The organism is Flavobacterium sp. (assembly GCF_035299245.1).
In the GTDB taxonomy this organism is placed as follows: domain Bacteria; phylum Bacteroidota; class Bacteroidia; order Flavobacteriales; family Flavobacteriaceae; genus Flavobacterium.
This window is the reverse complement of sequence record NZ_DATGWY010000010.1, coordinates 22905-35793: the sequence shown is the minus strand read 5'-3', so window position 1 is coordinate 35793 and position 12889 is coordinate 22905. Positions and strand designations below refer to the sequence as shown.

General features: G+C 35.8%; 7 protein-coding genes. 6 read left to right on the top strand and 1 reads right to left on the bottom strand.

What is annotated here, in order from left to right; all coding sequences use genetic code 11:
* The first annotated feature begins 11 nt into the window (after nucleotides 1–11).
* The 5 genes from VK161_RS07560 (at nucleotide 12) to VK161_RS07540 (ending at nucleotide 6154) form a co-directional block, all read left to right on the top strand.
* A complete protein-coding gene (locus VK161_RS07560) occupies nucleotides 12–1541 on the top strand; it encodes a T9SS type A sorting domain-containing protein (protein ID WP_324214164.1) in 1530 nt (509 codons plus the stop codon).
* A gap of 67 nt (nucleotides 1542–1608) precedes the next feature.
* Nucleotides 1609–2514: a FecR family protein gene (locus VK161_RS07555; RefSeq protein WP_324214163.1), complete on the top strand. Its 906-nt coding sequence runs from the start codon at nucleotides 1609–1611 to the stop codon at nucleotides 2512–2514.
* Nucleotides 2515–2600: 86 nt separating this feature from the next.
* Nucleotides 2601–5039 (top strand): TonB-dependent receptor, encoded by a 2439-nt coding sequence (locus VK161_RS07550; RefSeq protein WP_324214162.1) that lies wholly within the window; start codon nucleotides 2601–2603, stop codon nucleotides 5037–5039.
* 34 nt (nucleotides 5040–5073) lie between these two features.
* The gene (locus VK161_RS07545) at nucleotides 5074–5505 is read left to right on the top strand and encodes a hypothetical protein (RefSeq protein WP_324214161.1); all 432 of its coding nucleotides are present in this window, start codon (nucleotides 5074–5076) and stop codon (nucleotides 5503–5505) included.
* A 133-nt stretch (nucleotides 5506–5638) separates the two neighbouring features.
* A complete protein-coding gene (locus VK161_RS07540; RefSeq protein ID WP_324214160.1) occupies nucleotides 5639–6154 on the top strand; it encodes a hypothetical protein in 516 nt (171 codons plus the stop codon).
* A gap of 96 nt (nucleotides 6155–6250) precedes the next feature.
* Here VK161_RS07540 and argS read toward each other — a convergent pair whose 3' ends face one another.
* Nucleotides 6251–8035 carry an arginine--tRNA ligase gene (argS, locus tag VK161_RS07535; RefSeq protein ID WP_324214159.1) on the bottom strand — a complete coding sequence of 595 codons (1785 nt, stop codon included), beginning with the start codon at nucleotides 8033–8035 and terminating at the stop codon, nucleotides 6251–6253.
* 235 nt (nucleotides 8036–8270) lie between these two features.
* Between argS and VK161_RS07530 the strand changes: the two genes are divergently transcribed.
* Nucleotides 8271–12851 (top strand): choice-of-anchor L domain-containing protein, encoded by a 4581-nt coding sequence (locus tag VK161_RS07530; protein WP_324214158.1) that lies wholly within the window; start codon nucleotides 8271–8273, stop codon nucleotides 12849–12851.
* The last annotated feature ends 38 nt before the right edge of the window (nucleotides 12852–12889 follow it).

Below are 12889 nucleotides of genomic sequence, written 5' to 3'. Positions count from 1 at the left end.
AACCAAATGTCATGAAAAAACAACTACTCTTATTAATTTTCACGTTGATTCTTTCAAACCATTCATTTGCACAATTTAGTTTAGATTGGATGCACGATGAAAACGAATACAATAAAACGGCCACTATGATGGCAACTGATAGTCAAGATAATTTGATTGTAACTGGTTATTTGAATACCGAAAACATCTACACTCGCAAATACGACATCAACGGAAATGTGCTTTGGGAAGTTTCGGATGCATCCGGAATTCAAAGCAATTACCAACGTCCGTATTGGACTACTTGCGATGCCAACGACAATGTTTTTGTGATTGGTTATCGCTATGCAGGAACAGGTTCTACTCAATATATCGATGCCATTGTTGTGTTAAAATACAGTCCGAGTGGTGCTTTATTATGGAAGAAAAACATTCAACATAGTATTTATGTGAGTTATGGTGGAGGCACATTGCGTGCAATAACTGACTCTGAAGGAAATTTATACATTGGTGCTCGACCTACTGTTCCAACAGGAATGACCTTACACAAAATTGCTCCTGATGGAACAACCCTTTACAGCAATACATACAACGGAGATAACGACGGTAATTTCAGTTCAATGAAAATCAAAGGAAATACAGCCATTATGGTGGGCGGACGTTCTGTAAACCAAACGGTTGTAGTTGCTCGAGATGTAACTACAGGAAATATAACTTGGACCGCCAATGTTCCGGGTTTTGTTGGTGTTGATGTTGAAATTGATGAGGCAGGAAACAGTTATGTATTATCGTCAACTTACCAAGACACCACTTTAAATACTGGCTCCAATTTATTGTTATACAAATTCAGTCCAAACGGAACACAATTGTGGGCTCAGAATTTCAACTTTGCTCCTACTGAAAATCCAACTCGTTTGAAATTAGAGGGCAATAGACTAACTGCAATCTCTTGGTTTGCCAATAATTCATACATCAACTGGAGAACTTTTCAAGTCGATACGGATGGAAATTTACTCTGGAATACAGTATACGACGGTACTCCTTACAACGACGAATATCCGTATAATTTAACTGCCAATGCTAATGGAGAAGTTATTGTAACTGGTCGTGGCGGACCATCACCAAGTGCAACCAATTTATCGTATTTACAGATGGTGATTCTAAAATACAGTAATACTGGAGTGCAACAATGGATTGACTTTCCGAATATTTATGGTGGCGACGGAATTGCGTGTGATTTTGCCAGTGATAACAGTTTATACGCCATCAGTACACACAACATGACAGCGTATCATTACAATCCAACGGCTTTATCAACTGCTGAAATTGCCAATGAAGATTTATTTTCAGTAGCTCCAAATCCGTTTGAAAATACAGTCAATGTTCAATTAAATGAGGTAACAAAAGCCACAGTTTTTGATGTTACTGGAAAATCATTACAGAATTTTGATTTGAATATTGAAAACAATACCATGGATTTATCGGGTTTGAATAGTGGCATTTACTTTTGTACATTCGCTTCAAATAATGAAACAAAAACTATTAAATTAGTAAAAAAATAAAATACAGTTAAATTATAAAGTAGGGTAAAAAAACACTCAACTGTTTAACTACAAGAATAAAGAAATCATGGAAGAAAATTACCAATTAGCGAAATGGTTGAATGATGAGATGACGGAAGCTGAATTGAAGGAATTCCAATCGCAACCTGATTATCATTTATACGAAAAAATAAAACAGTATTCCTCAGAATTGCAAACCGAAAGTTTCAATGAAGAAGGTATGTTGAGTACTATTTTGGCCTCAAAAAAAGAAACTCCAAAAGTAGTTCCATTGCATCGAAACTGGATGTTCAGAATTGCAGCTATTTTAATCTTAGGATTTGGACTATTTTTCACGTATCAAACCATCACTCCTACTACTCAATTAGCAGAAAACGGGAAAGAAACTACCTTTTTATTGCCTGATAATTCGGAAGTAGTACTGAATTCGGGTTCTGAGATTGAATACAAAAAGTGGAATTGGGACGACAATCGAAATCTTGAATTGAAAGGTGAAGCGTACTTTAGAGTGGCCAAAGGAAAGAAATTTCAAGTCAACACCAATTTAGGAAAAGTAAGTGTTTTAGGAACACAATTCAACGTAAAAGCGCGCAACAATCGTTTTGATGTGACCTGCTACGAAGGAAGAGTCAAAGTAAATTACAACTCTGAAGAAGTGATCTTAACCAAAGGACAAACCGTTTCTTTCGAAAGCAATGTAAAGATCATTCATCAGGAAGTTGCACTTGAAAAACCACTTTGGACCATTGACCAAATGGATTTTGAAAAAGAAAATTTAACTAACGTTGTGGATGAAATTCAGCGTCAGTATAATGTTAAAATAGAAGCAAAAGACATACAATCGGAACAATTATTCACAGGAAAAATTCCGGCTGATAATATCGAAGTTGCTTTAGAAATTATCGCCTCATCCTACCATTTAAAAATAAACAAAATCAATACATCTAGTTACTCTATGGAAGAAACTAAATAATGTTGAAACAATTTTTTTTATGTTTGTTAAGCTGTTTTGTCTTTGCTTTGAGCTCCTACTCTCAGAGTGAAGACAAAGCTATTTTATTGAAGTTGGTACTTGAAGCTATAGAAAAAAAGCATAATGTAAACATCAATTACATTGAAGAAGAAATCGCCATTTTCAAAATTGTTCCACCCGAAGAAAAACTTTCTCTCGATCAAAAACTGAACTATATTTCGAAAAAAACAAAACTCGAATTCAAGTTTGTAACCGACACCTACATTTCTATAATTAATAACAAAAATTTAGACAAACCTTTGTGTGGTTACTTACTGGATGCTTCTACACAACTTCCTATAGAAAGCGCCACAGTTTCAATACGAAAACTCAATTACTCCGTTATTTCAAACGAAAAAGGCTATTTTGAATTTGACTTGAAAACGGCCAACGATATAGAAATCTCACACTTGAACTACGAGAAAAAAAGTATCGCTTCTATTGATTTGTACAAAGAAAATTGTCCAAATCTCTATTTACAACCCAAAGAATACCAACTCGATGAAGTAATAACAACAGTGTATTTAGCCAAAGGGATTTCTAAAAAAGTAGATGGCTCATTCGAAATCAAACCCAAAAAATTTGGATTACTTCCGGGATTAACTGAACCTGATGTGTTTCAAACGATGTTGCAATTACCTGGAGTAATGAGTGTGGATGAAACCATTTCCAACATCAATGTGCGTGGCGGAACTCACGATCAGAATTTGTTTTTGTGGAATGGAATTCGACTGTTTCAAACGGGTCATTTTTACGGATTGATTTCAGTTTTGAACCCGAATTTGGCACAAAAAGTAACCATCAATAAAAACGGAAGTTCGGCCTTTTTAGGTGAAGGCGTTTCGAGTACAGTAAACATCACTACCAATTCTGATGTTACTAAAAACAACTCATCCATTGGTGTGAATATGATTAATGTTGATTTTAATACTTTTATTAAAACTTCTAAAAAAAGTTCACTAGAATTGAGTGGTCGTCGTTCGTTGACCGATCTTTGGACTTCACCAACCTATAAAAGTTACCTCAACAGAGTATTTCAAAATACCGTTGTAACCACACTTTCTGATAATGCAAACATCAAGTACGAAACCGATGAAAACTTTTATTTCTACGATGCAACGTTGAAATTCCATCAGAAAATCAAAGAAAAAACCAATTTGATTTTCAATTTGATCACCATTGCCAATCATTTGGATTTAGATCAAAGCAAATTTGAAAACAACCTTACCATTCGCAGACAAAGTGTTTTAGACCAAGAAACACTTGCTGGAAGTATTGATTTTAACACCATTTGGAACGATAAAAACAGTTCACAAATTATTGCTTATGGTTCTTTTTATAAAGTCGATTCAGAAAACCAAGCCATCGAAGGAAACCAGATTTTTAACCAAGAGAATACTATTTTAGATACTAATATTTCTCTACGAAACAATCATATTTTAAACAAAAAATTCACCTTTAAAAACGGTTATCAGTTCAATGAAATTGGGATTCGCAATTTTGATAAAGTAAACAGTCCATTGTTTTCAAAATCGATTAAAGACATTTTGCACATTCACGCTTTGATTGCCGAAATGAATTATGTTTCGACCACTACAAAACTGAATGCTACTTTAGGATTTCGTCAGAATTACATTTCACAATTGCAAGCGTTCATCTCAGAGCCTAGATTGCAGTTGAATTTTGAGTTTTCTAATCACTTTCAGTTGGAAGTATTGGGCGAAATAAAAAGCCAGAATAGTTCACAAATTGTCGATTTACAACAGGATTTCCTCGGAATTGAAAAACGCCGTTGGACACTTGCCAACAATAATGATGTTCCAATCATTAAAAGTAATCAAGCGTCAGTTGGATTGACCTTTAAAAAGAAAAACTGGCTGATTACTTTGGATAATTTTTATAAGAAAGTAACCGGAATTTCTTCTCGAAGCCAAAGTTTCCAAAACCAATTGGAAGCATTAAAAATCAATGGCGAATACCGTGTTTTGGGCTCGGAGTTGTTGATACAAAAACAGATTTCGAATTTGATTGCTTGGGTCACTTATACGTATACCGATAACGACTACACTTTTGCTGATTTTACGCCATCGACATTTCCGAATAATTTTGAAAACCAGCATCAAGTCAACACCGGAATCATTTACGATTACAAGCATTTAAAAGTCGCTTTTGGCGCACGATGGTTCACCGGAAAGCCTACTACTTTGCCTTTAAACAATACCATCGTAGACAATCAAATTGTATATGCAGAACCCAATTCATCTCGTTTAGACGACTACTTTCAGTTGAATTTCTCTGCTGGATATACCATCGAATTGGGAAAAAACTCAAAACTTCAAATGGGTGCTTCCGTTCAAAATCTATTGGACGCCAAAAACACGATCAATCAGTATTTTAGAATCAATCAAAACACTTCAACGATTGAAAAAGTAAATACTTATGCTTTAGAGCGAACTCCTAATGCGTATTTGCGTTTTAGTTTTTAATTTTTTTTATATTTGAATATACAAACCAAACCCTATGAAAAAATTACTTTTATTATTTGTTTTGACTACATTGTTTAGTTGCTCTGATTCGGATGAACCAGTAGTTATTCCTCAAGAATTAGTAGGCAAATGGCAATATGTGGAAAATTATCAGGATTACACAGAGTACGATCAAGATGGGAATCCAATACGTTATTTGATTGACAATGGTCCAACAATCGAATACAAAGCTGACGGCTCATTTATTGAAAATTCAGGAGGAATTATCCTAACAGGAAGTTTTAGTGTCGATGGAAACGTCATTAAGAGAAACTTTTTTGTAGGAAGTACTTTAACTCATAGTTATCAAAGTTATAGTATTTTTAATGATGGTAGCGAGCAAATGTACTGTTCACCAACCATCGATCAGCCAATCACGGATGAAATAGGATTCTTTACTTATTTTAGATTAGAAAAGAGACAATAATACAAACCTCCTGCGTAACGTTGGAGTTTTTTTTGCTCGTCTTCGTCCTTTTAAATGGTCGTTTGTCCTTTTAGACTATTTGTCTTTTAATTAAATAATTAGGTTTGAACTTCAAACTTAAAATTAGTTACTTATGGCAAATTACAAGTACGTTACACCTTATTGGCGCGACAGCCACGAAATTTTTGGCGAAGGCGTTAGTGCCTACACTGGCACTACCTTTTATATTTTGAATTTCAACAATGAACGAGCACACATTCGAATTCATTTTTTTGATTTACCTGGAAATTTAATTACTGAAATGGAAGTGGATATGTTGACTCCACCGAAATCTGTTTTAGACATGCGAATTGTAGACATTATTGCGATGCACGATCCTAGTTATAGAACAACGTCTAATCTAAGAACAGGTTCGATGAAAATTGTTTCTGATGTTCCTTTAGTGATTAGTGGAAAAATGTACAACGGAACATCGGGTTCTAATGGAACAAAAGACGATAATGTGTGGTCGATTCCGTTTGAAGAAGTTCAATTACCCGATGCAAAATTGGAGCAGATTGATCCTAACGGACCGATTATAGATCCGACGATTCCACCCGACTTTGGAAATTATTTTAACAGAAGGAAAATTTTCCCAAAGCCACGATGATTCATAAAAAAACTCCGCCAATACAGCGGAGTTTTATTTTTACATATTCATATACTTTGTACTTCAAATACCGTACTTCAAACTTCGTATATGATGTTACATTCGCTCTGGAACTTCAATTCCGAGTAAACGGAACGCATTTTTTATGGTATTAGCTACTGAATTGGAAAGTTGCACTCGGAGTACTTTTTTATCTTGATTTTCTTCTCCTAAAATAGAAACGTTTTGGTAAAAAGAGTTGAATTCTTTAACCAAATCATACGTATAATTAGCTACTAATGCTGGGCTATGATTTTTAGCCGCATCTTGAATCACTTCTGGAAATAATTGAACTTGTTTAATGAGTTCTTTTTCTTTTGGATGAAGTGCATCGGCTAGAGTTGCAGCAACAAACTTGTAATCAAAATCGGCTTTTCTCAAAATCGACTGAATACGAGCGTAGGTATACTGAATAAATGGCCCAGTGTTTCCATTAAAATCAACCGATTCTTCTGGATTGAACATCATTTGTTTTTTAGGATCAACTTTTAACATGTAATATTTCAACGCACCCAAACCAATTGTTTTGAACAATTTAGCTTTTTCTTCGTTGGTGTAACCTTCTAACTTTCCTAATTCTTCTGAAATAGTTTGCGCAGTGGTTGTCATTTCTTCCATCAAATCATCAGCATCGACAACGGTTCCTTCACGTGATTTCATTTTTCCAGTAGGCAATTCGACCATTCCATACGATAAATGGTACAAACTTTCCGCCCAATCAAATCCGAGTTTTTTCAGAATTAAAAATAACACTTTGAAATGGTAATCTTGCTCATTTCCGACTGTATATACCATTCCGCCTACATCTGGAAAATCTTTTACTCGTTGAATGGCGGTTCCGATGTCTTGCGTCATATAGACCGCAGTTCCATCCGAACGCAACACGATTTTTCGATCCAAACCATCAGAAGTTAAATCAATCCAAACCGAACCATCAGGATCTTTTTCGAAAATGCCTTTTTCTAAGCCAAATTGTACTACTTCTTTACCTAATAAATAGGTGTTGGATTCGTAGTAATAACTGTCAAAATCTACTCCGAGGTTGTTGTACGTTTGCGCAAAACCGTCGTACACCCATTGATTCATGGTTTTCCAGAGTTCGATAACTTCGGGGTTTCCGGCTTCCCAATCGAGTAGCATTTGTTGGGCTTCAACAATAATTGGAGCTATTTTTTTTGCTTCATCTTCAGTTTTACCTTGAGCGATTAAATCGTTGATTTCTGCCTTGTACTGTTTATCAAATTGAACGTAAAAATTCCCAACCAACTTATCGCCTTTTAATCCAGTTGATTCAGGAGTTTGACCGTTGCCGAATTTCTGCCAAGCCAACATCGATTTACAGATGTGAATACCACGATCATTGATAATTTGAGTTTTATAGACTTTTTTACCCGAAGCTTTAATGATTTCGGCTACTGAATAACCCAATAAATTATTACGAACGTGACCTAAATGCAAGGGTTTATTGGTGTTTGGTGAAGAATATTCAACCATTACTGCCTTTTCATTGGCTTGTTGATGCACAAAACCGTACTGTTCTTCATCCTTAATTTGGTTGAAGAATTTCACATAATACGCATCCGAAATTACTACGTTTAAAAATCCAGCAACCACATTGAACTTCTCAACTTCAGTCACATTTTCAACTAAATAATTCCCGATTTTAGTTCCGATTTCTAATGGATTGCCTTTAATTACTTTCAAAAGTGGAAAAATCACCATGGTAATATCACCTTCAAAATCCTTCCTAGTCGATTGAAATTCGATTTTTTCAATTTCGACTTCAAACAATTCGGAGATTGCTTTTTTGATACTCGGAGTTAGAATTTCTACTAATGACATGGTACTTTTTTTTAAGGTTGCAAAGATAGGATTATTCTAAAAAAAATAACGAAAAAATACACACTCAAAATGTACAGAATACACTCAACTCTAACTGTTTCATTTTCATCACAATAGTAAAAAACAAAAATTGTAAGTTTTTTACCTATGTTTAAATTAATTTAACGCATTTCATCGATTTTTTTAGTATTTTAATCGATGTTTATATACATTTGGTCTCAAATCTAATGCTTTTATGAAAAAAATTGTTGCCCTAATTACTCTTTTTTCATCTCTTAACCTTTTTTCACAAGCTATTACAGTAGATGTAAATTCGCATACTGTACCACAACTTGTAAATGACGTTTTGATTAATTCGGCTTGTGTAAATGCCACCAACATCAATTGGAGAACAGGAACTAATTTTGGTTCTACAAACGGAATAGGCTATTTTCAAAATACCAATCCGAGTTTCCCGATGCAAAGTGGTGTTATTTTAACAACTGGAAATGTGATGAATGCAGCTGGTCCAAACTCGACTATGCTTAATGATGGAACCAACGCTTGGACAGGCGATGCTTCACTTGAATCTGTTTTAGCAGCTTCGGGAATAACTATGAACTCTGTTAATGCCACGGTTTTAGAATTTGACTTTACTCCTATTTCATCACACTTTGACTTCGACTTTTTATTTGCATCCGAAGAATACGGAAATTTTCAGTGTCAGTTTTCTGATGCATTTGCCTTTTTATTGACAAATTTGAATACTGGTGTTACCACAAATTTGGCAGTTGTTCCTGGAACTACTGATCCCATTTCGGTAGTGACGATTCGAAATTTTTTATACAATTCAACGTGTAGTTCTCAAAACCCACAATTCTTTGGGTCGTTCAATGGAGGTTCAAACGCAGCTGCATCGGCAACAAATTATAATGGTCAAACAGTAATCATGAATGCTTCGGCAGTACTGACTCCGAATGTGCCCTACCGAATTAAATTAGTGATTGCCGATAGAGGAGATTTTCAATCGGATTCGGCTATCTTCTTATCATCCAACAGTTTCAATATCGGGCAAGAAGTTTTAGGACAAGACTTAACCGTTGCAAGTGGAAATGCATTGTGTAATTCTGAATCACATACTATTAATTCGGGGCTTGATCCAAATGAATACACTTTTCAATGGAGAAAAGACGGCGTTTTAATAGTGGGTCAAACTGGACCATCATTAACTGTTAATCAGCCTGGAGTGTACGAAATCATCTACACTAACAATACTTTATCGTGTCAAAATGTAACTGATTCGGTTGTTATTCAGTACCATCCAGACTTTGCTACAACTGAACCCAATGATTTGTACAAATGCAACACAAATGCAGCCAATTACACTTATAACTTATCTCAAAATACAGCTGTTGTTACACAAGGAATGCCAACTGGTACAACAGTTGCTTATTTTACGTCACAAACAGATGCACAAAACAATACTAATGCTATTGGTAACACTTATGTATCATCTGGAAACCAAACCATTTACATCCGAATAAACAATCCAGATACGGGTTGTTACATTGTCAAATCATTCGATTTGTTGGTTGTAAATCCTCCGGTTGCAAATCCAATTAGTGATATTTCACGTTGTGAAAATATTTTAGGTTCAGCTCAACAGTATTTCAATCTAAACACATTAACCGATAATGTCTTAGGAACACAATCACCAAGTGTATATACAGTTACTTATTACACTAATCTAAATGATGCACAAAACGGCACAAACCAACTAACAACTTTAAATTATTACACTCATTCAACTACGGTTTACGCTGCTATTTCATTAGGTAGTGATTCAACCTGTCGTGATGTGACGCCCATAAACTTAATAGTAAATGCTATACCTGCCGTTGATGATTTAGAAGATGTAATTACATGTGATAGTTATACTCTTCCTGCTTTAACAAACGGAAATTATTTTACAGGTCAAAACGGAACAGGAACGGCTCTTTTTGCTGGTGATGTAATTACAGCAACTCAAACAATTTATGTGTACAGTACAACCAACACTATTCCAGCCTGTGATAATGAAACTAATTTTACAGTTACCATTATCATTCCTGAAGAATTGGACATGAGTACGAGAGAAGTATGTGATAGTTATGTTTTACCTGGTCTAGCTTTTGGACAGTACTTTACACAACCTGCTGGAAGTGGAACCGAATTGCTAGCTGGAACAGTAATCAGTTCAAATCAAACTATTTATTTTTATTACGAATCATTAACACCACCATTCTGTGTAATCGATTTATCGTTTGATGTGGTAATTACAAATTCGCCCAACGTTTCTAGTTTACCAAATGCCTACGACTGTGTTTCCTACACTTTACCAAGTATTTCTTTTGGAACTTATTATGATGCTCCGGGCGGAACAGGAAATCAATTGCAAGCAGGAGATGTGATAACTTCATCTCAAACAATTTATATTTACGCAAGCAGCGGAAGTTGTACTGCTCAAAGCAATTTTCAAGTAGTGATTGGTTTGGATTTCCCAACATCGGTAACCGAATGTGCAGGTTATACTTTGCCCGATTTGGTGGTTGGAAATTATTTTACAGCACCTGCTGGCGGCGGAACCCAAATTGCAGCGGGAACCGTTATTACCACTACACAAGACATTTATGTATATGTACCCACTGCTTCAACTCCAAATTGTACCGATAATTATCATTTCACAGTAACGATAACATTACCCGAAATTGTAACTCCAACCAATTTAACAAGCTGTGTAAGCTATACTTTACCAACGATTCCTGTAGGGAATTATTACACAGGAAGTGGCGGAACGGGAACTGTTTTGCAGCCTGGTCATGTGATTACAAGCTCACAATCGATTTTTATTTTTGTGGATAATGGAAGTGGATGTCAAAACGAAGCATCAATTTCGATTACGGTTCATCCTGCTCCAATCATTGATTCTAGACCTGATCAGACTCCGTGTAATTCGTACACTCTGACCAATTTGACTAATGGAAATTATTATACGGGTCCGAATGCAACAGGAACATTACTACAAGGTGGCGATGTAATTACCTCTTCACAAGTCATTTATATTTATGGTGTTAATGCCAATGGTTGTAGTGCTGAAAATAGTTTCTTTATTGACATTTTCACGATCACTGCCGATGTTAGTGCTGATGTTACCGTTTGCGACAGTTACGTACTTCCTGCATTAACAACAGATAATCATTATTACACCGAAACGAATGGTCCACACGGAACTGGAACTGAAATTCTGGCTGGAACTGTAATCACTACAAGTCAAACGATTTATATTTATAAAGAATCGGCTGAACGCATCAACTGTTTTGATGAAAGTAGCTTTGATGTAACTATTATTCCTACTCCTTTTGTTGGTAATTTTCCTAACGTAAACACTTGTAATTCGTATACATTACCTGCTCTAGCCGTTGGAAATTACTACACTCAATCGGGTGGAACTGGAACGCAATTGAACGCTGGTGATGTACTTACTACTAATCAAACTATTTATGTTTATGCTCAATCAGGTACCAATCCGAATTGTAGCGATGAAAAATCATTCAACGTTACTATTTTCAATGTAGATGAACTAAGCGATGTTACCACATGCGAAAGCTATACTTTACCAACGTTAACAGTAGGAAATTACTATAACGGACCTAACGGAACTGGTGGAATGCTAGCGCCAGGAAGCATTGTTAACACGACCAAAACGATTTATGTTTATGCACTTTCTGGGTACAACCCTAACTGTTCAGACGAAACTTCATTTGATGTAACCATCATTGATACACCAGTGGTGAATGCAATTCCGGTTTCTTTACGCACATTGTGTGACGAAGATGGTGTTAACGATGGTGTCACTTCAGTAGATTTGTCGACACTAACGGCAAGTGCTTTAGGAAGTCAAACTGGCAGCGAATTTGCTGTTGCTTACTATGAAAATCCTGCTGATGCTGTAGCAGGAATCAATGCTGTGACTACAACCTCTTTATCAACCATTTTCATTAAGGTGACCAATTCGTTAGCACCAAGTTGCTATGATATTCATCCGGTGAATTTCATCATTCATACGTTACCCGAACCGACTCCACAAGACGGAATCATTTGTATTACTAGCCAAGGTGAATTGTTAAATCCGTATGTCATTTCAAGTGGTTTATCGGCTTCAACACATACATTTGAATGGTTTGATTCGAATGGACAAATGGTCGGAACTGGAGCTACTTACACGGCAATTTTACCCGGAACGTACAGTGTTTTGGCAACCAACAACTCAACCGGTTGTACTTCAGAAGAAACAATGGTAACTGTTACTCCATCTGAACCAGCAATTGTAAGCTATGCGGTGAGTGAAGAATTTACAGATAATCAAACGGTAACCGTAATCGCAACCGGAACTGGTGGTGATTACGAATACCAAATGGATAATTTAGTTTTCCAAGACAGTCCGATTTTTGAAAATGTAGAATCAGGAATACACACTATAGTAGTTCGTGACAAAAACGGCTGTGGAATAACCGTTATTGAAGCGCTTGTAGTGAATTATCCTAGATATTTCACTCCAAATGGCGATGGTATCAACGATACATGGAACATCATCGATTTAAAAAAACAAGACGATTCAACCATATTCATTTATGATCGTTATGGAAAATTAATCAAACAAATTTATCCATCAGGTCAAGGATGGGATGGAATGTACAACGGACAACTAGCCATTTCAGACGATTATTGGTTTGTAGTTTCGTATACAAAAGAGAGTCAACAAAAAGAATTCAGAGCGCATTTTGCTATGAAACGATAAAGTCCCCAAATGTACCCCAACTATATTTTTAAAAACTT